The sequence below is a fragment of the Fluviibacter sp. genome, from assembly GCF_057744235.1.
Genome location: NZ_JBIJFP010000009.1, coordinates 1 through 21342 on the forward strand (window position 1 = coordinate 1; position 21342 = coordinate 21342).

The 21342-nt window shown below is 57.0% G+C and carries 16 protein-coding genes and 4 tRNA genes; 11 read left to right on the forward strand and 9 right to left on the reverse strand.

All coding sequences use genetic code 11. The features are described from left to right. The first annotated feature begins 280 nt into the window (after nucleotides 1-280). Nucleotides 281-1417: an autotransporter outer membrane beta-barrel domain-containing protein gene (locus AC3GOJ_RS06170; RefSeq protein ID WP_488236596.1), complete on the forward strand. Its 1137-nt coding sequence runs from the start codon at nucleotides 281-283 to the stop codon at nucleotides 1415-1417. A gap of 72 nt (nucleotides 1418-1489) precedes the next feature. After that, a complete protein-coding gene (locus AC3GOJ_RS06175; RefSeq protein WP_488236597.1) occupies nucleotides 1490-2659 on the forward strand; it encodes a MalY/PatB family protein in 1170 nt (389 codons plus the stop codon). Here AC3GOJ_RS06175 and AC3GOJ_RS06180 read toward each other — a convergent pair. The 3 genes from AC3GOJ_RS06180 to AC3GOJ_RS06190 are packed head-to-tail and all read right to left on the reverse strand — an operon-like array spanning nucleotide 2631 to nucleotide 6151. Continuing rightward, nucleotides 2631-4379 carry an ArnT family glycosyltransferase gene (locus AC3GOJ_RS06180; protein WP_488236598.1) on the reverse strand — a complete coding sequence of 583 codons (1749 nt, stop codon included), beginning with the start codon at nucleotides 4377-4379 and terminating at the stop codon, nucleotides 2631-2633. The genes AC3GOJ_RS06175 and AC3GOJ_RS06180 overlap by 29 nt on opposite strands. Continuing rightward, nucleotides 4376-4885, reverse strand: coding sequence for a GtrA family protein (locus AC3GOJ_RS06185; RefSeq protein WP_488236599.1), 510 nt, complete (start codon nucleotides 4883-4885; stop codon nucleotides 4376-4378). Before AC3GOJ_RS06185 ends, AC3GOJ_RS06180 begins: the two co-directional genes overlap by 4 nt. 12 nt (nucleotides 4886-4897) lie before the next feature. Beyond that, a complete protein-coding gene (locus AC3GOJ_RS06190) occupies nucleotides 4898-6151 on the reverse strand; it encodes a glycosyltransferase family 9 protein (protein WP_488236600.1) in 1254 nt (417 codons plus the stop codon). A 99-nt stretch (nucleotides 6152-6250) separates the two neighbouring features. On the opposite strand from AC3GOJ_RS06190, the gene AC3GOJ_RS06195 reads away from it, so the two are divergent. The 3 genes from AC3GOJ_RS06195 to AC3GOJ_RS06205 are packed head-to-tail and all read left to right on the forward strand — an operon-like array spanning nucleotide 6251 to nucleotide 9458. Then, on the forward strand, nucleotides 6251-7468 hold the full coding sequence (locus AC3GOJ_RS06195) for a sialidase family protein (protein ID WP_488236601.1): 1218 nt from the start codon (nucleotides 6251-6253) through the stop codon (nucleotides 7466-7468). Further along, nucleotides 7465-8019 carry a hypothetical protein gene (locus AC3GOJ_RS06200; RefSeq protein ID WP_488236602.1) on the forward strand — a complete coding sequence of 185 codons (555 nt, stop codon included), beginning with the start codon at nucleotides 7465-7467 and terminating at the stop codon, nucleotides 8017-8019. Before AC3GOJ_RS06195 ends, AC3GOJ_RS06200 begins: the two co-directional genes overlap by 4 nt. An 8-nt stretch (nucleotides 8020-8027) precedes the next feature. After that, entirely contained in the window at nucleotides 8028-9458 is a 1431-nt protein-coding gene (locus AC3GOJ_RS06205) for a peptidylprolyl isomerase (protein ID WP_488236603.1), read from the forward strand. Nucleotides 9459-9528: 70 nt separating this feature from the next. On the opposite strand, the gene fabI is transcribed toward AC3GOJ_RS06205, so the two are convergent. Then, the gene (fabI, locus tag AC3GOJ_RS06210) at nucleotides 9529-10320 is read right to left on the reverse strand and encodes an enoyl-ACP reductase FabI (RefSeq protein ID WP_488236604.1); all 792 of its coding nucleotides are present in this window, start codon (nucleotides 10318-10320) and stop codon (nucleotides 9529-9531) included. Nucleotides 10321-10415: 95 nt separating this feature from the next. Here fabI and AC3GOJ_RS06215 point away from each other — a divergent pair, with 95 nt between their 5' ends. Genes AC3GOJ_RS06215 through AC3GOJ_RS06230 form a run of 4 tightly spaced genes read left to right on the forward strand, consistent with a single transcriptional unit; the run spans nucleotide 10416 to nucleotide 16988 of the window. Beyond that, complete coding sequence (locus AC3GOJ_RS06215; RefSeq protein ID WP_488236605.1) at nucleotides 10416-12632, forward strand: ABC transporter substrate-binding protein; 2217 nt, start codon at nucleotides 10416-10418, stop codon at nucleotides 12630-12632. After that, nucleotides 12629-13609, forward strand: a complete 981-nt coding sequence (locus AC3GOJ_RS06220) for an ABC transporter permease (protein WP_488236606.1) — start codon at nucleotides 12629-12631, stop codon at nucleotides 13607-13609. Before AC3GOJ_RS06215 ends, AC3GOJ_RS06220 begins: the two co-directional genes overlap by 4 nt. Before the next feature lie 5 nt (nucleotides 13610-13614). Continuing rightward, nucleotides 13615-15063 carry an ABC transporter permease gene (locus AC3GOJ_RS06225; RefSeq protein WP_488236607.1) on the forward strand — a complete coding sequence of 483 codons (1449 nt, stop codon included), beginning with the start codon at nucleotides 13615-13617 and terminating at the stop codon, nucleotides 15061-15063. Further along, nucleotides 15060-16988 (forward strand): ABC transporter ATP-binding protein, encoded by a 1929-nt coding sequence (locus AC3GOJ_RS06230; RefSeq protein WP_488236608.1) that lies wholly within the window; start codon nucleotides 15060-15062, stop codon nucleotides 16986-16988. Before AC3GOJ_RS06225 ends, AC3GOJ_RS06230 begins: the two co-directional genes overlap by 4 nt. A gap of 24 nt (nucleotides 16989-17012) precedes the next feature. On the opposite strand, the gene AC3GOJ_RS06235 is transcribed toward AC3GOJ_RS06230, so the two are convergent. The 5 genes from AC3GOJ_RS06235 to gltX all read right to left on the reverse strand — a co-directional run bounded on the left by AC3GOJ_RS06235 (nucleotide 17013) and on the right by gltX (nucleotide 20418). Continuing rightward, nucleotides 17013-18455 (reverse strand): transglycosylase SLT domain-containing protein, encoded by a 1443-nt coding sequence (locus AC3GOJ_RS06235; protein WP_488236609.1) that lies wholly within the window; start codon nucleotides 18453-18455, stop codon nucleotides 17013-17015. A gap of 166 nt (nucleotides 18456-18621) precedes the next feature. Continuing rightward, nucleotides 18622-18698: transfer RNA gene (locus AC3GOJ_RS06240), tRNA-Asp, on the reverse strand. Between the two features lie 11 nt (nucleotides 18699-18709). Then, a tRNA-Glu gene (locus AC3GOJ_RS06245) sits at nucleotides 18710-18785 on the reverse strand. Nucleotides 18786-18825: 40 nt separating this feature from the next. Further along, nucleotides 18826-18901, reverse strand: a tRNA-Ala gene (locus AC3GOJ_RS06250). Between the two features lie 122 nt (nucleotides 18902-19023). Next, complete coding sequence (gltX, locus tag AC3GOJ_RS06255) at nucleotides 19024-20418, reverse strand: glutamate--tRNA ligase (RefSeq protein ID WP_488236610.1); 1395 nt, start codon at nucleotides 20416-20418, stop codon at nucleotides 19024-19026. A gap of 117 nt (nucleotides 20419-20535) precedes the next feature. Between gltX and AC3GOJ_RS06260 the strand changes: the two genes are divergently transcribed. After that, a tRNA-Val gene (locus AC3GOJ_RS06260) sits at nucleotides 20536-20610 on the forward strand. Nucleotides 20611-21108: 498 nt separating this feature from the next. Further along, nucleotides 21109-21336: a helix-turn-helix domain-containing protein gene (locus AC3GOJ_RS06265; protein ID WP_488236611.1), complete on the forward strand. Its 228-nt coding sequence runs from the start codon at nucleotides 21109-21111 to the stop codon at nucleotides 21334-21336. The last annotated feature ends 6 nt before the right edge of the window (nucleotides 21337-21342 follow it).

Genomic DNA, 21342 nt, shown 5'->3' on the forward strand with positions numbered 1-21342 from the left:
TAGTTCGCCAGTAAAGATGTGAGTAATGCTTCAGGTACGTCGTGTTTCTTGCTGCTCATGGTGCCTCCGGTCAATACGGCAGTTTCCTGCCAAATGACCGTTTACACAAAATTCAGGACACCCTCGCAATACACTTCCTACGGTTGGAAAGACAGTTTTACTGGTCACTGCCCAAGGTGGTTTTTTATCGAGCGCGGATGGGGTTGACGCCACTCCGATTAGTATCAGTGATACTTCACCCCTAGTGCTCTGGGGCTTGCAACAGCAGGGTAACAATCTTGTGGCTCAATACCAGGGTACCACTTCTAATCCTGCGGGTTATTCATTTACCCAAAACCAAAAGAACTTTCTCGACTATGTTGTTAAATCTTATAACGCGGGTGACCCAGGGATAGAAAAAGCAATCGGTAGTTTAGTCTCCAATGGTGCTTCAGTTGATCTCAAAAATGCTCTGAATACGTTGAATGGTGCTGCTATGACCATACAACAACAGACGGTTGTTATGACGGGTAACAGCATGTTGGGTAACGCTTTGAGCTGTCCCACATTCGAAAAAAATGGCACCATATACGGCGAGACGGAATGCGTATGGGGTAAGTACAACGGTGGCCAATTGCGCCAGGCATATTCGGATAACAATCCCGGCTATCGCGCTAATGACAATACGTTCTCTATTGGTGGACAGTTCCGAATTGCCACAGACACCTTTGTAGGCGCCTCGGGGCGTTTCGGCCAGACGAACTCGTCTTCTACTAATTTCGGTGCAACGGCCAATGTGGGTGATGTGTCCGTTGGTATCAAGAAACTCATTGGGGATTACTACCTTGGCGTTTCTGGCGCATTTGGTGTGTCTAGCCAGTCTAATAACCGATACAGCACAGACTTCTTTACAGGCCAAAACTACAACATGACGTCACATAGCAATGCCTATTATGGAGGTGTAAGAGCCAGAAACGCGTATCAGTTCAACCTGCCACGAAACACGTATATCAAGCCCTACCTAGATTTGGATGGCCTTTGGATACATACGCCGTCATACCAAGAAACCGGCGCTACTCAAGCAGTACCGCTCCAATACAGCACTCAGAACAGCTTCAATTTCATTGCATCCCCTATGGTTGAGGTCGGTGGGCGTATCGATCTGAGTTCGAAGAAAGAATCTTGGATCCGCCCATTCATATCGGCTGGTGCGATGTTTATTACCAACAATACAACTAATATTGCTGCATCGATTGTTGGGGCTAACAGTGGCACGTACCAAATTAGTGCGCAGGCACCTAGTGCTCTGTTTAGTACAAATGCCGGTATACAGGTTTTTAGTGGTGAGCAGGTCGATGTTAAGCTCGAGTACAGCGCTCAGGCGGGACAGGGATTTGTTGGGCAATCAGGAACAGCTAAGATGAACTATAGGTTCTAAACGGCGCTATTCTCAAGGCTGAGACGAGTTGATCTTTAAGTCGCTTTCGGGTTTTATCGTCATAATGCGCACATGAACGAATTTGATTTTGATCGCGAGATTGATCGGCAAACCCCGCCCCTGAATGACGCCATTAAATGGGGTAAGTATGCCGATACTGACATCCTGCCGATGTGGATTGCCGATATGGATTTCGCGGCAGCACCACCCATCCGCGAAGCTTTGAGGCAGCGGATTGCTCATGGCGTGCTGGGTTACCCGCAGGTGACTACCAAGGTGGTGGATGCGATATTGCTGCATCTTTCCAGAGATCTCGGCTGGCAGGTCGATCCCGACTGGCTGGTCTGGTTGCCCGGCCTCGTCACGGGTCTCAACGTGGCCTGCCGTTCCGTAGGTGAGACAGGGGATGGTGTGCTGACGGCGGTACCGATTTATCCGCCGTTCATGTCGGCGCCGCATTTAAGCAATCGCCGTTTACAGACTTTTGAACTTACCCAGGCTGCCGATTCTGGCGAATGGCAGTGGGATATCGACGCCATGTTGGCGGCTGCCGATGATGCCACCCGTTTGCTCATGCTGTGCAATCCGCATAATCCGGTTGGGCGGGTCTGGCAACGCGATGAACTGCTGGCTCTTGCCGATATCGCCGAACAGCGTGACTGGATTATCTGTTCGGACGATATTCATTGCGAGCTGGTGCTGGAGCAGGGGTGTCCTTATACCCCATTGGCCAGTCTGTCGCCGGACATTGCCCGGCGAACGATTACCCTGTTTGCCCCATCCAAAACCTATAACATTCCCGGACTGGGCGCATCGTTTGCCGTGGTGCCGGACGCAACATTGCGCCGCAGGTTCGAGCGGGCCATGGCCGGCATTGTGCCGCACATCAATGTGCTGGGGTATACCGGGATGGTGGCCGCCTATACCCAGGGGGTGCCCTGGCGGGATGCGGTGGTGCGCTATCTGCGGGATAACCGGGATCATCTGGTGCGTGCCATCCGGGAGATCCCCGGTTTGAGCATGCACAGCCCGGAAGCCACCTATCTGGCCTGGATTGATGCCTCAGGCATCGCACGGCCGAGCGGCCTGACGGCAGCTGCCTTCTTCGAGCAGGCCGGTCTCGGGCTATCGGCCGGGCAGGATTTTCTACCCGGTGGGTCGGATTTTGTCCGACTCAACTTTGCCTGTACCCGCAAGACGCTGGATCTGGCGATCAGCCGCCTGAAGGCCGGTTGTCGATAAGCAGTTCGCGCAGGAACAGATGTCGGGCCACTTCGCCACGCAGCATGGCTTTGATTTCCTCATCACTCTGGCGTCCCTTGAGCTCCAGGCGTTCACCCAGTATCCGGCAGTCGGTGCAGATAGGCGCATCCAGTGGTTGCTGGACGATCAGCATCGGGTAGTGCTGGCGTAGCACCTCCAGGGACATTCCGGCGTCACTGCGATAGCCACGTATATCCGCACCGGGCAGTAGAAAACGGTATTGCTCGTAGGCCGCGTTGAAGTTGTAGGGGACCCAGATGGTTTGTCCGGCAACCTGCCATTGCAGCTTTTCGGCATAACGCCCCATTGGGCCGTCGAAAACGCTGAGGAAACCTGTGAGTGTCAGATAGGCGGCAAACACCGCAGGCAGGGTAACCCAGGACAGCATGCGGGGGATGAGCAGCGCCAGCGCGAGAATGCTGACCACGATGGCAAGCAGCACGCCTTCGGTGCCTGAATACAGCGGTTGACCGACATCATGCTGCAATAACCAGCCCAGATAGCCTATGGCACCGATGGCAATGGCGCAGATGAGGGTAGTAGTAAAGAGCAGCCAGCGGTTAAGACGGAACCAGACGAGAGCTATCTGAATGGCAAGGGCTGGCATGGCCTCCAGCAGGTAACGGCTGGAGCGCTGGCTGGGGATGCAGAACACCACAAAGAGGATGAGCACCCACCACCAGAGAAACTTTTCATCCTGGCCGAGATCATTGTTGCGTAAGAGCCGCCAGAGGGCCAGGGCGATCGTGCCGAATACAATAACCGCCAGCAGCCCGGCATTGAGGCCATAGCCCGGCAGTAGCGTCCAGATACTGCCATCACCCCAGAACATTTTCGAGAGATAGCTTGGGCCGTGCGGGTCGAATTTGCCGGCGTTTTCGCCGATGACGAATTCGTTCCAGACCGATTGCGGGTCCGGGTCGAAGGCAAACCACAGGGCAAAGATGCCGAGCGAGAGCGCAGCGATCAGGATCAGTTTGAGGAGGTCGCGGCGGATAAATTCACCGAGGCGGTAGTGGCGGTAGCGCAAATACCAGAAGGCCAGGCCAACACCCACCGGCAGCAACAGGGCAAAGGATTTGTAAAGCAGGCCGATACCGATGCAGATAGCGATCATGAGCGGGATAGCCATCCGTGAATCAAAGCTTTTGCGGCCACCGAAGAGCAGCAGAAAGAAGGGCATGAAGAGCCAGAAGACTTCGCCAGCATTGGTCAGATAGGGGCGACCAAAGCGGTAAGTGCTAAAAAAAGCGAGCCAGACGAGCGCCGCCAGCATGCCGGTCAGTACATGCCTGTGGCTGATCTTCCAGCCCAGTAGGCCGACCAGTAGGGCCGTGGCCAGGGTGTAAAGGACGTTCGGATAACGCAGCTGCCAGAGCGTCCAGTCCTGCCCCCAGTTGGTGCTCAGAATACCCTGCCAGAAGAGCATCGGTGGCTTGGTGTTGCGCATGTGGTCGAGTGTCGATTGCAAGGGGAGCCAGTGACCGCTGTCAGCCGTCAGGCGGGCAATGTGGGCGTAGGGAAACTCGTCGCCATTCTTGGGGATCTGCAGGCTATCGAGCCCGAAGAAATAAGTGATGATGGCCATCACCAGGATGGCCACACCCCAGATCAGCGCCCATGGCGAGGTCGATAGCCGCGCAGACGTGGCAGTTGTCTTAGCCGAACGGGCGGAGCTTTCCGTTTTCTTGCGGCTCATTCGTGCGCGTGCGGTGTCTGTGTGTGGGCCTCGCGGGCCGCGCGGTTCATCTTGAAGCGCCCGAAAGTCCAGAAGTCATTGGCCACAAAATTAAAAACACTGGCGATGACAACGGCCAGCAGGTTGGCCATGAGATAGTGCAGGAAGAGCGCAAACAGATTGGTCAGGCCGAACTGCACGGCAATACCGACCCAGCAGGCGAGCGCATACTGGCCGAACTGGACAACCACCGGTACGGTACGTTGTGCCTTGCGGTCATGCCAGGTCCAGCGACGGTTCCAGAAGAAATTGCTGATCGTCGCAACAAAAATCGCGAGAGATAGCGATAGATTGAGGCGCAGAGTTTCCTGCGGGACTTCATTGAACAGCATTTCCTGGCCGACATAGAGTACGGCCAGATTGACCACGACTCCCGACGCACCCACGATGCCGAACTTGATAAAGCGGGGGCGGAAGAAGGCACCGATGACCGGTAGATTCTGGAGGGTCTGGATCAACGACTGCATGCGGCTGCGAGATCAGTGCGCTTCGAGCGTGAATGCCACCGGATGGGCAGCCGATGGTAAGCCCAGCAACTCGTGTGCTTTATCCAGCACCTGAATGGGGGTGATCTGTTTGAGGCACTGGTTGTCTCCATCGCAGGGGGACATGCGGTGATTATAGGCAGTCAGACAGGGCGAACAGGCCAGCGGCTGATGGAAAAAGTAGGCGTTTTTGGCCCAAGAACGATACAGCCGGGGGGTTTCCGGACCGAACAGAATGATGGTCGGGATCGGGGTCATTGCGGCAAATTGGCCGGGGCCACCATCGTTGGTGATCAGCAGTGCGGCGCGATGGAAGAGCGCCAGCAGGTGACGGACCGAACGGGTGTAGCCGGTTAGGTCCACGCACATCGGGTGGCGGCAGTGATTCAGTACCGCCTGGCCGAAGGCTTTGTCACCTTTGAGGCCGATCACGCCTACCGCATAACCCTGTTGCAGAAAATGATCCGCCACCCGGTAGTAGTTTTCCAGCGGCCAGGCACGGATGGGCAGAATGCCACCGCTCGGGTAGATCAGCACCAGTGGCTTGCCGGCAATCGTCGGGAAGTCTGCCTCCAGCCGGGTGGTTTCGGCGGCGACTTCACCGTCGTTAAACACCAGGGTCGGCGGCAGGATTGCCGTGTCTTCCGGCACCGACTTGCCGGCCGGATGTGATGTACTGTCGATGGCATCTACCATGGTCAGAAGCTGATGGCTCAGATGACGGTAGGGGTTATACATCACCGGGTTCGTCAGATAGCCGCCGCGATAGAGGCCTTCCTGGGTATGAGGTTCGAAGCCCACCAATACGGGAGCACCGCTCATATAGGCAATCAGGCTGCTGACGCGGGCAAAGAGTTCGCAGTCAATGACCACGTCAAAGCGCAGAGCACGCATTTTTTGCAGGGCTTCCCAGAGGTCGCCGGCAAAACTCTTGAGATCGCCGTCGTTGAGGGTGATCACGTTTTCTCTGGGGACCACTTGCAGCAAATCCAGCACTTCCCGGTTCTTGGCGAACAGCATCACGTGCAGCTCGGCCCCCGGATAGCGTGCCTTGATCTTGCGGAACATCGGTTCTGCCAGAACCAGACTACCCATTTCCGACAGCAGAATCACCAGAATCCGGCGGGGTACTTCGGCTCTTTGGCGACGCAGCCCCAGTTTGCGCAGACACCAATCCCAGGCGGTAAACAGGGCGCACAACGGCACACCTGCATATTTATCAACAGCGCGTTGGAATCGAATATCCATGTAGATGATTAATTAAGCCAGCAAAGCCTGAATGATACCCGCCCTTGGGATAAAATACCGCCATGATGATCATCCCGTTAGCACCTTTCCAGCGTTGCCATGGCTAGTCGCTGGGTTCCGACCCTTGTTTTTGTCACAGGTCTGGGTGCGGCTGTTTTAACGTCGACCTTGCCGGAGCAACCCGTTTTCAGTGAATCTGAACCGGCTGCCGATGCTGCCAAGCAGGCGGCCGCCTTGCCCGCCACATTTACCTGGACGGATCTACCCCGTCCGACGCCTTCGGCCCACGCGGCAACGGTGGCCGAGGTGCTGCCTGGGACGCGCCTGCCAATTGCAAAGCATGAAGCGGCGCTGGCACCTGTCACGCTGGTTGCGGCCTGGTTTGGCGGAAGCCGTGAGGGTGCTGCGGATGTGTCGCTGTATCAGTCGGAATGGCGAGCCGGGTTTGACTGGATGCCGGCTCAGGAGATGCTGACCCGGCAACAGGCCGAGAACCAGCTGGGACGCAATATCCGCAAACTGGGTAACCCGTTGCTGGTCACCGAGCCTGGCCGTCTGCATCTGTTTTTTGTCAGCGTGTCCTATGGGGGCTGGGCGGGGAGTGCGCTTAACCGTGCCTATTCGGATGATGGCGGTAAGGCTTGGACACCGGCGCAGCGTATCGTGACCAGCCCGTTTTTCAACCTGAGTACCCTTGTACGGAACCCGGGGCTTTGGCTCACCGATGGCAGCCTCGGGTTGCCGGTCTATCACGAGTTCATCACCAAGCACGGAGAATGGTTGCGTCTTGATCCAACGGGTCGGGTATTGGCCAAGGAACGCATGCCCATGCCGCGTGCGACATTACAACCGGCGGTGGTCTCACTGACACCGACCCATGCGGTTGCGGCGTTGCGTGATGCCGGCCCGGGTGAGAACCAGGTGCAATGGAGCGAAACCCGGGATGGTGGGCGTAGCTGGCAGGGGGCCTCTGCCCGGGCGATACCTAATCCGAACTCGGCTGTGGCCATGATCGGCCTCAAGGACGGATCGTTACTGATGGCCTGTAATCCGATCGGGGGCAATCGAAACCAGCTCGCCCTATTGCGTTCGAAGGATCAGGGCAGCACCTGGTCCCTAGTACGCATGATCGAACAAAGCCCGAATGACCGGGATGAGTTTTCCTATCCGGCATTGATTCAGGACCGCACGGGCATGATCCATCTGGTCTACACCTGGATGCGCAAGGGCATTCGCCATGCGCGCTTTACGCAGGCCTGGCTGAACCAGCCGGTGTCTGCGAACACCTCTGCCTATAGCCCGGTGATTGCGCAATGAGTAGCCAGCATCTTGTCCTTCGTCTGTTTTCTTTGCCCTATCTTCGGACACGAATCTGGGTCTGTGCGCTGAGCTTGCTGATGTTGGTGCCGGTGGGTGATCAGATTCTCTGGCGCTATGTCTATGGCTTTGTGAATGATCTGAGCCCGACTACCTGGGTCTTGTTCTTTGTCTGGCTGGGGTTTCCTAATGCTTTTCAGTATTGGGTCCAGACCGAAATGCCGCTTAAACGCCGACTCATCCTGTGGGTGGGCATGGTGGTGTTCTATGTCCTGGCGCTTGGCTCGGGGTCCTTTGATCCGTATGCGTTCGGCTATCAACCTTGGCCGTTGCTGCTAGGCTTAACAGCCTGGGTGGCCTGGCGGGGGCGCAGCGCGCCGGCACTGACCGTGCTGCTCGGCCTGGATCTTGGCATATTTTCGCTGCACGGCCTGGCTTCCGATAACCTCTGGGATTATCTGTTTGACCCGGTGCTGATGATTGTCCTTGGCATGACGTTGCTGCGCAGTGTCATGTCCCGTCGTAAAATCCGTCTTCAATCCAACACTTAGGTTGTTTTATGTTTGATCTCGTTAACAAACACCGCAAATTTGTCCAGATTCTGCTGGCGCTGATTACCTTGCCCTTTGCCTTCTGGGGCATTGATTCGTATTTCAAGGATGCCGCCTCGACGGATGAAGTGGCGCGTGTCGGCAGCAGCAAAATCACCATGCAGCAACTGGATGTGGCCATGCGTGAACGTGCCGACCAGATCCGCAGCCGACAGGGTGGTTCGGTTGATGCCAAGCTGTTCGAGTCACCGCAGTTTCGTCAGAGCGTTCTGAATGAACTGGTCGAGCAGCGTCTGCTCCTGGTTGAGTCAGAGCGTCTGGGCTTGGTGGCGAACGATGTCGTGTTGCGTGATCTGATCGCCCAGATTCCGGCCTTTCAGGAAAACGGCAAATTCTCCCCGACCAAGTACGAGCAGGTGCTGCGTGCTCAGGGCATGAATCCAACTTCCTTCGAGCAGAATCTGCGGCGCGATCTGACCCAGCAGATGCTGATCAGCGGCGTGGCGGCAACGACCCAGATGTCGCGTACCCAGCTGGATCAGATCATTGCTGCAGAAACCCAGGAACGTGAAGTGGCCGTGGCAGTGATTTCGGCTACCGATTATCTGAAGACAGTCACGGTGAGTGATGAATTGGTGCGTCAGTTCTACGAATCGAACAGCAAGCAGTTCCAGACACCGGAGCGCGTGAAAGTCGCCTATGTGGTTCTTAACGACCCTAAGGTGGTGGCCAAGGAATCGGAAAATTTCAGCAACATGGTGTATGAGCAATCAGACAGCTACAAGGATGTGGCCAAGGTGCTCAACCTGAAAATCGAGGAAAGCGGCTGGATCAGTGCCAATGGACAGGGTGCCCAGGGCGTGCTGGCCAACCCCAAGGTGCTGCAGGCGATTTTTGACCCGGCCAGTTTGAAGGACCGTCGTAATAGCGCCGCCATCGAAGTGGCGCCCAATGTACTGGTCTCGGTGCGTGTTGCGGCCTATGAACCGGTGGGTATGCGTCCCTTCGAGAGTGTTGCTGGCGATATCCGTAGCTTCCTGACGCGTAAGGCCGCCGTAGAAAAAGCCACGGCGGACGGCGAAGGCAAGCTCGCGGCACTGAAGGAGGGCAAAACCGTAGCCGATCTGAAATGGTCCAATCCCCGCAGCGTGAGCCGTTTGCAGCCCAATGGCCTAGTGCCCGATGCCGTGCAACTGATAGGCGGCATTGAAGCAGACAAACTGCCGGGTTATGCCGGTGCGCCGTCGGGTGGCGAAGGCTTTGCCTTGTATAAGGTCAGTGCCGTTAAAGCCGGTGCAGGGTTGAATGATGAAAAGCGTGCGCAGATCGGTGCAGCCTATCAGCGTTTTCTGCAGCAGGCCGATGTGGTGAGCCTGATGGTAGCCTTGCGTGAACGTCACCCGGTCAAGATTGCCAAGCGATCAGACGTCGATAAATAATGCTGGTCATGCGCTAGAAACAAAAAGGCCAGGTTCCGCACCTGGCCTTTTTACTGGCACTGGAGAAGGATTAAACTTCTTCGTGACCCAGTGCCGTGATATTGAAGCCCGAATCAACGTAGGTGATTTCACCCGTCATGCCGCTGGCCAGGTCAGAGAGCAGGAAGGCCGCGACGTTACCAACTTCATCGGTCGTCACATTGCGGCGCAGCGGGGCTACCTTGGCATTATGGGCCAGCAGCTTGCCAAAGTTGCCGATACCGGAGGCGGCCAGCGTCTTGATCGGACCAGCCGAAACCGCATTGACGCGAATGCCTTGCGGGCCCATAGCCACGGCCATGTAGCGTGTTGCGGCTTCCAGGCTGGCCTTGGCCATACCCATGACGTTGTAGTTGGGCATGACACGTTCGGCACCCAGATAGGAGAGCGCCAGCAGGGCCGGGTTATTGCCTTTCAGCAGCATCGGACGGGCGGCTTTGGCCAGTGCGGCATAGCTGTAGGCCGAAATGTCGTGGGCGATCTGCGAGGCTTCACGGGTGATGGCATCCAGGAAATCCCCTTCCAGGGCTTCGGCAGGTGCGTAGGCAATGGAATGGACCAGACCATCCAGGCCGTCCCAATGCTTGCCCAGTTCGACGAAAAGGGCATCGATTTCAGCGTCATTGCTGACATCACACGGGAAAACCAGATTGCTTCCGAATTCTTCGGCAAACTTGGAAACGCGGTCTATAAAACGTTCGTTCTGGAACGTAAAGGCCAGGCTGGCACCCTCACGATGACACGCTTTGGCAATGCCATAAGCAATGGAATGTTTGGACAGCAGACCGGTAATCAGAATACGCTTGCCAGCAAGAAAACCCATAGTGACTCCTCGAACGCCATTAGACGGCATGACCGGATAAAGAATAAGGTCTAATTATACTTCGAAGACGGGGTAGATCAGTTAGACTTCTTGCCATGCGTTTTCTGTCATTTTCTACGTACGGCTGGCGATGGTTGCTCATGCTGGGCGTCATATTGACCCTGGCTGGCTGCGGTAGCGAGTGGAACGACCCCTATCCGGCCTCGGAACGCGGCGCTAATCGTCTATATAGCGCCTTTGCCGAGCGCCCCAAGCATCTGGACCCGGCAGTCTCCTACACGGATAGCGAGATTGGCTTCATTGCCCAGATCTATGAGCCGCCGCTTCAGTATCATTATTTGCAGCGACCTTATTCGCTGATGCCAACAACCCTGACTGAAATGCCTCAGGTGCGTTATTACGATGCGGCGGGTCGACCGTTAACCGAAGCGGCCAGTGCCGAGCAGGTGGCGCGTACGGTCTATCGCCTCAAGCTTAAACCCGATATCCGCTATCAACCACACCCGGCCTTTAGCCGTCTCGCAGATGGCACGCTACGTTATATGGCATTAAGCGCGGCTGAGGCCCGTTCCCTGCAGTCGCCAGCTGGTCCCATGGCCTTGCCCGATCCCGGTACGCAAACTCTGAAAGCCCGGGATTACGTTTATCAGATCAAGCGTCTGGCGAACCCGACCGTGCATTCGCCGATTTACAGCACGATGGCAGAACACATCCTCGGCCTGAAAGCGTTGTCCGCTGAAATTAAACAACGGGTGCAGGCAACGCCCGGTCAGTGGGTCGATCTGGATACACTCGATTTACCGGGTGCGGTGGCACTGGATGACCAGACGCTGGAGATTACCCTAGAGGGTAAGTACCCGCAGTTCACCTACTGGCTGGCCATGAACTTCTTTGCACCGGTACCGCGTGAAGTCGACCAGTTCTACGGTCAAACCGCGCTGCGTTCCGGCAATGTGAGCATTGATAGCTGGCCGGTCGGTACCGGCCCGTTCATGATGACGCATAACAACCCGAATGCACGCATTCTGCTGGAGCGGAATCCGAATTTCCATGATGAGCGTTATCCGTGCCATGGTGAGGCGGGCGATTCGACGGCAGGTTTGCTCCAGGACTGCAATGCCCGTTTGCCGTTGCTGGATGGTGTGGTTTACAGCCGGGAAAAGGAAAGTCTGCCTTACTGGAACAAGTTTCTGCAGGGGTATTACGATCTCTCCGGCATTTCATCGGACAGTTTTGATCAGGCGGTCCGCGTCAATATCAATGGCGATGTGAATGTCTCTCCGTCGATGTCGGCGCAGGGGATTGCGCTACAGACCTCGGTGCGGACTTCGATTTACTACATGGGTTTCAATCTGACCGATCCGGTGGTTGGCGGCAAAACGCCGCAGGAGCAGCAGCGTGCCCGTTACCTGCGTCAGGCACTTTCCATGGTGCTCGATCAGGAAGAGTTTATTTCCATCTTTCTGAACGGTCGTGGTCAACCGGCCATGGGGCCGATCCCGCCGGGTATTTTCGGGTATCAGGACGGGGAGGCAGGAATCAATCCGGTGGTATACCAATGGAAAGATGGTGCGCCGCACCGGCGACCGCTCGATGAGGCCAAAGCGCTGCTGGTCAAGGCCGGATGGCCGGATGGCCGTGACGCACAGACCGGTCAGCCGCTGGTACTGAATCTGGACACGACATCGGGTGGTCTTGGCGATAAGGCGACCATGGACTGGATGTCGCGTCAGCTCAATCAGCTCGGCATCCAGCTCGTGGTGCGCAGTACCGATTTCAACCGCTTCCAGGAAAAACTGCGTAAGGGGAGTGCCCAGTTGTTCTTTATGGGCTGGAATGCGGATTATCCGGATCCGGAAAACTTTCTGTTTCTGCTGTACGGCCCGGAGGGCAAAGTTGCCCATGGCGGCGAAAACTCGGCGAACTATGACAACCCGGAGTTTGACCGCTTGTTCCGTCAGATGAAGCATATGCCGAATGGACCGGCAAGGCAGGCCGTGATTAATCAGATGCTCCGGCTGGCGCGGGAGGACGCGCCCTGGGTCTATTGGTTCTATCCGAAGTCTTATGTGCTGCGTCAGGGCTGGCTGCACAATCTCAAACCCAATAATGTTGCCAATAACACGCTCAAATACCAGCGGGTGGATGTGCAGCGTCGTGCAGCACTTCGAACCGAATGGAACGAACCCTTGCGCTGGCCATTTCTGCTGATCCTTGGGGGGCTGTTGCTCCTTCTTTGGCCGGCCTTGAAATCCTATCGGGCGCGTTCGGCACTTGATGCGTTTGGACAACCGGTAAGGACGCGCCCATGATCGGCTATCTGCTCCGTCGCCTGTTGTATGCGATTCCGATTCTCATCGGGGTGAATCTCATCACCTTTGCGCTGTTCTTCATGGTGAACAGTCCTGATGACATGGCCCGCATGCAACTAGGGGTCAAACGCGTGACGCCCGAGGCTATCCAGCAGTGGAAGGCTGAACGGGGGTATGACAAACCCCTGTTTGTGAACGAATCAGCACAGGGCTTTACACAGATCACGGACACTATTTTCTTTGAAAAGTCGGCCAGACTGTTTGCCGGAGATTTCGGCCGCAGCGAAGACGGCCGTGAAATCGGCCGCGAGATTCGTGAACGTATGGGGCCTTCGCTGGCGATTGCCGTGCCGACCTTTGTTATTGGCCTGGGGCTGACCGTCAGTCTGGCGTTGTTTCTTGTCTTGTTCCGAGGAACCTGGCTGGATCGCACCGGTGTGGTTCTCTGTGTCGGCCTGATGTCGATTTCGTCACTATTCTTCATTATCGGTGGCCAGTTTCTGTTTGCCCGTGTGCTACAGCTCGTGCCCATTTCCGGTTATTCGAGTAATCCGCTGGTGGCCTGGCACTTTCTGGTGCTCCCTGTGCTGGTTGCTGTGGTAGCAGGTATCGGGGGGTCGACCCGCTGGTATCGAACCCTCTTTCTGGAAGAAATCGCCAAAGATTACGTGCGCACGGCACGTGCCAAGGGCCTGTCGGAGACGACGGTGCTGTTCCGGCATGTGCTGCGAAATGGCCTGATTCCGATTCTGACCGGTGTGGTGGTGGTGATTCCGTCACTGTTCATGGGTTCGCTGTTACTGGAGTCTTTTTTCGGTATTCCCGGCCTGGGCAGTTACACCATTGATGCCATTGCGGCCCAGGATTTCGCGGTGGTCCGTGCGATGGTCTTTCTCGGATCGGTGTTGTATCTGGCCGGCCTGATACTGACCGATGTGTCGTACACCCTGGTCGATCCGCGAATCCGGCTGAAGTAGGGGGGATGATGCTCGAACTTCTACATGCCCTCCATCAGAGTCTATGGGTCTGGCTGGCCACCGATGTGCTGTTGTGGAGCCTGTTTGTGCTTTTTCTGCTATCGCTGGCCGTGATCCTCCGCTCACCCCTGCAACGGGCTATGTGGCAGCGGGTATTCCGCCAGCGCCTGGCCGTGGTGTCGGCGGTTTTGCTGGCCGTGGCCGCTGGCTTTGCCTTGCTCGATTCGATTCACTTGCGCGAGCCGTTGCCTGCAACAGGCACGAACAGTGCAGTGCGCTACAGCGTTGAGGTCCGGTCGGTGCTGGACCTGCTGCTCACCGATCTACGAAAAGCGCATGAAAAAACCTATTCGGCACCGATGGCGACGAATCTGTCTGCCCTAGAACCGGTGACGTTGAGTTTGCCGGATGGCTCAGTGGAAGTCCGTCGTGAAGCCCCGCGTCTGCGTGTGGCAGGGGCGGCGTTTCCGCCCGGTCCAGTGCCCGCGACGGCTTACTGGTCGGATGTGCTTTACCGGATGGGTGCCGGTGCACTCATGGGAGGGGTGTTGTTTCTGGTGGCCTGGCTAGCGGGTCATAGCCTGATGCGGTTGCTGCGCCGTAAAGGCACTCCGGCCGCATCTGTGGCCAACGTGCAATCGTGGCGCTGGGTGCGGACGACTCTGGCCTTGTTGCTGGTGACGGGTGGCATTCTGACCGCACTAAGTACGAACTTTCACGTATTCGGAACGGATAAGGTCGGCCAGGATGTGTTGTATCAGGTACTCAAAAGCTTGCGAACCGCGCTGGTCATCGGTCTGGTGCCCACGCTGGTGACGCTGCCCATCGGCATCGTTCTTGGCCTTGCTGCCGGGTATTTCCGCGGTAAGATCGATGACGCCATCCAGTATGTCTATACCACGGTCAGTGCCATTCCCGGTGTGTTGCTGATTGCCGCGGCCGTGCTGAGTATTCAGGTGATGATTGATAATCATCCCGAATGGTTCACGACTGCGGTGGAGCGTGGCGATGTGCGGCTGCTTGCCTTGTGTGTGATTCTCGGCATGACGAGCTGGACTGGCATTGCCCGGCTGCTGCGCGGCGAAGCCCTCAAAATGCGTGAATATGAGTACGTGCAGGCCGCGCGTGCCTTCGGTGTCGGTGCGGTGCAGATACTGTTGCGGCATATTCTGCCCAATGTTTTCCCGATTATTCTCATTACGCTGGTCATGGAGTTCTCGTCGCTGGTGCTGGCGGAGGCCGTGCTGTCCTACATCGGCATCGGGGTAGACCCCACCATGTTCAGCTTCGGGCTGATGATTAATAACGCCCGCATGGAGCTATCACGCGAACCCGTAGTCTGGTGGTCCCTGACGGCAGCGTTTTTGTTCATGGTATTGCTGGTGCTTGCCGCCAATCTGCTGGCCGATGCGGTCCGGGACGCTCTGGATCCCCGATCGGAGGGCCAGTCATGAGTCGGCCGCTGCTTCAGGTGCGCAATCTGTCCCTGGGTTTTACGCGACATGACCCCGTGTCGGGCGTGTCGGGTGTCGTTGATGCACTGAGTGACATCAGTTTCGAACTATACGCCGGTGAAACGCTTGCTCTGCTGGGGGAATCCGGTTGCGGGAAATCACTGACGGCGTTGGCGCTCATGCGGCTTTTGCCCGGGGCGGCACGCCTGCAGGGTGGTCACGTTTTTCTGGCTAACCCGGAGACCGGTCGACCGGAAGACCTGTTACGCGTGAGTGAAGACCGTATGCGGCAAGTTCGGGGCCGGCGCATGGCCATGATTTTTCAGGAACCGGCGACCAGCCTCAACCCGGTGATGCGTATTGGTGCTCAGATCGCCGAGGTGCTGACATGGCATCGTGGTCTGCCGGCAGCGGCGCTTCAGGCGGAAGTGCGGGCCTTGCTCGTACAGGTGGGCTTGCCGGACCCTGAGCGCGCAGCCATGGCTTACCCGTTCGAGCTTTCCGGGGGGATGAAACAGCGCGCCATGATTGCCATGGCTCTGGCGGGTGACCCGGCGATGTTGCTGGCTGACGAACCGACCACGGCGCTGGATGTGACCCTGCAGGCCCAGATTCTGGATCTGATTCAGTCTTTGCAGCAAGCGCGCCAGATGGGGGTACTGCTTATTACCCATGATCTGGCCGTTGTCGCCGCACGGGCAGACCGTGTGGCGGTCATGTATGCTGGCCAGATTGTTGAATCCGGCCCTGTGGCGGATGTGCTGTCACAGCCATCGCATCCGTATACCCGTGCGTTGCTGTCGGCACTACCCGAACGTGCGCAACCAGGACAGCCACTGTCGCAGCTCAGGGGCCGTGTCCCTCCACTTGGGGCGTGGCCTCTGGCCTGCCGTTTTGCACCGCGCTGCGCTATGGCCGAAGCGCATTGTGACCAAGAGGCGCCACCGTGGGTACATCTACCGGATGCGTGCGAGCAGAGACCAACGCCGCACTTCGCCCGTTGCTGGCGTGTTGGCGAGTTGATCAATTCTGAGATCGGCCATGCCAATTCGCAGATAGGACATGATGCCCTGAGGGATACGGTGGTGGTCACGCCGGCAGGCACGGTGCTGGAAGTCAAGGATCTGGTGATCCGTTACTCGTCGGCGCATCAGCGCTGGCTACCTCGTATGGCTTCGCTTCTGAGAGGTCGTTCGCGTCCATCCCAGGCATTGGCATCCCCGGTAGTCAATCAGCTCAGCTTTGATTTGAAAGCGGGTGAAACGCTGGCCATTGTGGGCGAGTCCGGTTGTGGTAAAACCACGACGGCCAAGGCCATTCTGCGTCTGATTGATGCGGAATCGGGCCAGATTCTGCTCAACGGCACAGCGATTGCAGGTGAGGGTGCACGGCCGCCTGCGGGCTGGCGACGCGATGTGCAGATGGTGTTTCAGGACCCGTTTGCATCGCTTGACCCGCGGCAGCGTATCAGTCATGTGCTGGCTGAAGGGCCGCGTGCACTCGGATTGGCGGCGGCTGCCTATGATCGGCCAGCGCTCATCCGCCTGCTTGATCGCGTAGGTTTGCCACCGGAAGCGCTGGACCGCTTCCCGCACGAGTTTTCGGGTGGGCAGCGTCAGCGGATTGCTATTGCCCGAGCGCTCGCCGTTTCACCTAAAGTCCTGATCTGCGATGAGCCGACCTCGGCACTGGATGTCTCGGTGCAGGCACAGATCCTGAACCTGTTAGAGCGCCTGCAGGCAGAGACCGGCATGGCCTACCTGTTCATCACGCACAATTTCGGCGTGGTGCGCTATCTGGCAGACCGGGTGCTGGTCATGCAGTCGGGCAGGCTTGTGGAATCCGGTACAGCCGATCAGGTATTACAACATCCGCAGCAGTCTTATACACAAACACTGTTGGCCTCGGTGCCGCGTATTCGCTAAATCACGAGACATGCTACGGCAGTATTAGTTCTTGCCGTTTTTCTTCGACTCGTTTTTCTTTGCGGGAGGTTTGGCGTTTTTGGGCGCTGCGGCCTTGGCATCAGTCTTGCCCGCAGATTTGGTGTTGCTACTCTTCGGTGCCACCGACTTCTCGTTACTGGTCTTCGTTGTTTTTTCTGTTTTGCTGGCCGATTTAATGAGTTCTTTGCTGGTCCCTTTGCTGCTTTCTTTGGTCGTGTCTTTGCTCGGAGTTGGCTTGTCGCTCTCTGCCACGTTTACCGGCGTGTTGTCGTTCATCGTGGTCAGCGAGGTGGCAGCCTGGGAGGCCTCAGGGGCGCTATCGGTCAGTACCAGCAGGGGCTGGCCCGGTTTGCCCAAAGACTTCATGGAGATGCCGTTGGCTTCCTGCAACTGGGCCAGAGACATGTTGAATTTGCCGGCAATGCGCTCGGGTTTTTCTCCGGGTTGCACGGTGTAGCTGCCCCAGCGTGAGAGCGGCTTTTCTGATTCCTGGTGGGCATTCAGATTGCTCTTGAACTGGGTGACGCGGTCTTTGGGCAGATTGATGGTCTCCACCTTCATCACCGGTCTGGCGTGCTCGGGATTGAGAGCCTTCACTTCATCGACGCTGATGTTGGCAAGCTTGGCAACCGTATCCAAGTCGATATGCTTGCCGTACAGCGCCACCGATTCGAAGTACGGACGATTGGGCAACACGGGCAGGCCCAGCTGTGCGACCAGCTGGGGATCGCGCAGAATGTTCTTGATGGCCTGCAGACGCGGCACGTAGTTTTTGGTTTCGGCCGGCATGCGGATGTCGTCATAGCTGGTCGGCAGACCCTGAGCCTGATTCTTGGCGATGGCACGACCCACCGAACCTTCGCCCCAGTTGTAGGAGGCCAGGGCCAGATGCCAGTCGTTCATCAGGTTGAACAGATAGGAGAGATAGTCGAGGGCAGCACCGGTTGATGACACCACATCTCGGCGGTTGTCTTCCCACCAGGATTGGCTCAGCCCATAGCTGCGACCGGTGGAGGGAATAAACTGCCAGAGGCCGGCAGCGCGTGCCGGTGACATGGCTTTCGGGTTATAGCTGCTTTCCACCATGGGGAGCAGGGCGAGTTCGCTCGGCATGCCGCGACGCTCAAGCTCTTCGAGCACGAAATACGCGTAACGGCGTCCATTTTCCAGCAGGCGCCTCATGGCACCCGGATTCTTCATGTAGTAGCTCTGGTACTTCTGAACCAGCTCGTTATCCAGATCCGGCATGGCAAAGCCATCGCGCAGACGTTCCATCAGGTCCGGTGCTTCACGACCGGGACGGGTGTTGACAGCACGGGCCCAGCTGATGGGGGATTTATCGGGAGCGACCACACCCGTTGACTGGTCAGCGGCCAGCGCTGCGGCCGAAACGGCGCACTGGGCACAGAGGCTGATCAGGAAAACGGTGAGGGCGCGTAGTTGCATCAAATCAATGTCAGGCAGCGTCGGGTCAAACCGCTATTGTACGGCAGTGCACCACGGGGTGTGGCGTCAGAACGAAAGAGGTCGCAGAAAGCAAAAAACCGCCGGGAGGCGGTTCACATCTTGCTTTACTAACGAGTCTCTGGAGGCTATTTCCACAAGGGATTGTTGGCGCGGAAGACGGGGCTCGAACCCGCGACCCTCGGCGTGACAGGCCGATACTCTAACCAACTGAGCTACTTCCGCGCAACAAATTGTGGCGTCCCCACGGGGATTCGAACCCCGGTTATCGCCGTGAAAGGGCGGTGTCCTAGGCCTCTAGACGATGGGGACGTCGATACTGCTAACGTCACGTTCTTGCCATACTTCGAACTGGTGGAGGTATGCGGGATCGAACCGCAGACCTCTTGCATGCCATGCAAGCGCTCTCCCAGCTGAGCTATACCCCCGAAAGATTCGCGGTACAGCAGGAACAGGGCAGAACTATACCGATCTTTTCCGTGGATTGCAAAGCTTTTTTGAAGAAATCCTCACAAAGTTTGCAACCCGCTGATTTGATTGCGACAAGTCATTAAGCGGCGAGTAGGGCATTGATGCGGTTCAGTGCTTCATCGCGGCCAAACAGGGCAATCAGGGCATCGACCGACGGCGTTTGCGTTTGTCCGGCGAGGGCCAAACGCACCGGCATTGCCAGTGCCGGCATCTTGGCACCGTGCTCGGACAGCGTGGCTTTCAATGCAGCGGCAATGGCCGGCACATCCCAAGAGACTGTTGCCAGTGCACCGGCAAACGCGGCCAGAATAGGGCGGGTAGCCTCGGTGAGATGCTGGGTTTTGAGTTCCTCGGTCGGCTGCGGGCGGCCCTGAAGCTGTTCCACGGCATCGGTGAGTTCCACCAGCGTCTGGGCCCGATCCTTGTAGAGCGCGACAATGCCTTCCACCATTGGCAACCCCGTATCCGTGGCGTCTCTCTGGGCCAGCCGGCGGCGTACATCGGCACACAACCGGTCGTTGTCGGCCTGCTTGATGTAGTGGGCGTTCAACCAGTTCAGCTTTTGGGTGTTGAACTGGGCGGCTGACGGGGTGATGTGGTTGAGATCGAACCATGCCACAAACTGCTCGCGGCTGAACACTTCATCATCCCCATGCGACCAGCCGAGTCGGGCCAGGTAGTTGATCACCGCTTCCGGCAGGTAGCCTTCTTCGTCATACTGCATGACCGATACGGCGCCGTGGCGCTTGGAGAGTTTCTGACCGTCATCCCCCAGAATCATCGACAGGTGCGCGTATTCCGGGACGGGCGCACCCAGTGCCTTGAGAATATTGATCTGGCGGGGCGTGTTGTTGACATGGTCATCGCCACGAATCACCTGGGTAATCCCCATGTCCCAGTCATCCACCACCACACAGAAGTTATACGTGGGCGTGCCGTCTCCGCGCGCAATGATCAGGTCATCCATCTCGGCGTTGCTAATCTCGATCCGTCCTTTGACCAGATCATCCCAGGCCACCACGCCATCAGTCGGATTGCGGAAACGGATCACCGGGTTGATGCCCGCCGGCTCCGGCGGCAATGTTTTACCGGCCTCCGGGCGCCAGCGGCCGTCATAACGGGGTTTGTCACCACGGGCCGTTTGCTCGGCCCGCAGGGCTTCCAGTTCGGCCGGGGTGGTGTAGCAGGGGTAGGCCGTTCCGGCTTCCAGCATTTGCTGAATCACGGCTTTGTAACGGTCCATACGCTGTGTCTGGTAGAACGGGCCTTCATCATGGGCCAGCCCCAGCCACTGCATGCCATCCAGAATGGCCTGCACGGCTTCCGGGGTCGAACGTGCCAGGTCGGTATCCTCAATACGCAGTACAAACTGCCCCTGGTGATGGCGGGCAAAAGCCCAGGAGAAGAGCGCCGTCCTGGCGCCACCAATGTGCAGAAAACCAGTCGGGGATGGGGCAAAGCGGGTGCGAACCATGAGTCAATCCGGGTAATATGTAAAAGCGCAATTCTACCGGCTCTGTTGGTTCCTGACCGTGTGGTTTTCCCAGGGATTGCGATCTACGCACTTGTTGTCTATAATCCGCGCTTCGTTGGGCGGTTAACTCAGCGGTAGAGTGCCACCTTCACACGGTGGAAGCCACTGGTTCGATCCCAGTACCGCCCACCAACAGATTCCAGAACCCCTGTGAGTGAAAGCTCCCAGGGGTTTTACATTTTGTGGTTTTGGTTTCGTGTTATTCGGTTCTCAGCGACCGCAACCCGTAAGGCCCTAGACTCTGTCATGTGTGCGTTAGACTTAGCGCGAGCAATCAGATCTTTGGCGCTTTCCGTTGTGTCAGCGCGCCATAATGGGTTAGCAATTAATTGATCTGTAGGCATGTATGCTCCTCGTCTTTTGTAACCTTAGCAGCAGCATAAAAATTGTCAAACGATGATTGGCGAAGTCTATTAATAGATAACCATACTTGTCACAGGTGGCCGCCTCAGCTTAGTTGCATTACGTGGTATTTGATGGGGAGCCTGATCACAGACGCCCCAGGTATTCTTCAGTTTGAAGCTCTGGTTGGCGTTGAGATACCCGTTCGACCACGTCAGGTTATAGCTATTGCTATCGGAGTCCTGATCGACGATATTTGCACCGCCTCGTTTTATCGATAAGCGCAAAATGCAGGAATACGATGCGCTCTGTCTTGAGCCCATTCCTGATTATGATTGTGATCAAATTAGGAACTTGCGTACCCGCTTAAATCTTAGTCAACCGGTCTTCGCCGCTGTGTTGAACACCACACTGTCTAACGTGGTGCAGTGGGAAGGTGGTAAGAAACATCCGCGAGGCACGTCCTTCAAATTGTTGAACTTGGTCGATCGTAAAGGTCTTGAAGCCGTTCTTTAATTTAGG

Bases quoted from the DNA above. Each gene is read 5' to 3' on its own strand.
- AC3GOJ_RS06175 (WP_488236597.1), top strand. From the start codon at position 1,490: ATGAACGAATTTGATTTTGATCGCGAGATTGATCGGCAAACCCCGCCC.
- AC3GOJ_RS06180 (WP_488236598.1), bottom strand. From the start codon at position 4,379: ATGAGCCGCAAGAAAACGGAAAGCTCCGCCCGTTCGGCTAAGACAACT.
- AC3GOJ_RS06185 (WP_488236599.1), bottom strand. From the start codon at position 4,885: ATGCAGTCGTTGATCCAGACCCTCCAGAATCTACCGGTCATCGGTGCC.
- AC3GOJ_RS06190 (WP_488236600.1), bottom strand. From the start codon at position 6,151: ATGGATATTCGATTCCAACGCGCTGTTGATAAATATGCAGGTGTGCCG.
- AC3GOJ_RS06195 (WP_488236601.1), top strand. From the start codon at position 6,251: ATGGCTAGTCGCTGGGTTCCGACCCTTGTTTTTGTCACAGGTCTGGGT.
- AC3GOJ_RS06200 (WP_488236602.1), top strand. From the start codon at position 7,465: ATGAGTAGCCAGCATCTTGTCCTTCGTCTGTTTTCTTTGCCCTATCTT.
- AC3GOJ_RS06205 (WP_488236603.1), top strand. From the start codon at position 8,028: ATGTTTGATCTCGTTAACAAACACCGCAAATTTGTCCAGATTCTGCTG.
- fabI (WP_488236604.1), bottom strand. From the start codon at position 10,320: ATGGGTTTTCTTGCTGGCAAGCGTATTCTGATTACCGGTCTGCTGTCC.
- AC3GOJ_RS06215 (WP_488236605.1), top strand. From the start codon at position 10,416: ATGCGTTTTCTGTCATTTTCTACGTACGGCTGGCGATGGTTGCTCATG.
- AC3GOJ_RS06220 (WP_488236606.1), top strand. From the start codon at position 12,629: ATGATCGGCTATCTGCTCCGTCGCCTGTTGTATGCGATTCCGATTCTC.
- AC3GOJ_RS06225 (WP_488236607.1), top strand. From the start codon at position 13,615: ATGATGCTCGAACTTCTACATGCCCTCCATCAGAGTCTATGGGTCTGG.
- AC3GOJ_RS06230 (WP_488236608.1), top strand. From the start codon at position 15,060: ATGAGTCGGCCGCTGCTTCAGGTGCGCAATCTGTCCCTGGGTTTTACG.
- AC3GOJ_RS06235 (WP_488236609.1), bottom strand. From the start codon at position 18,455: ATGCAACTACGCGCCCTCACCGTTTTCCTGATCAGCCTCTGTGCCCAG.
- gltX (WP_488236610.1), bottom strand. From the start codon at position 20,418: ATGGTTCGCACCCGCTTTGCCCCATCCCCGACTGGTTTTCTGCACATT.
- AC3GOJ_RS06265 (WP_488236611.1), top strand. From the start codon at position 21,109: ATGCAGGAATACGATGCGCTCTGTCTTGAGCCCATTCCTGATTATGAT.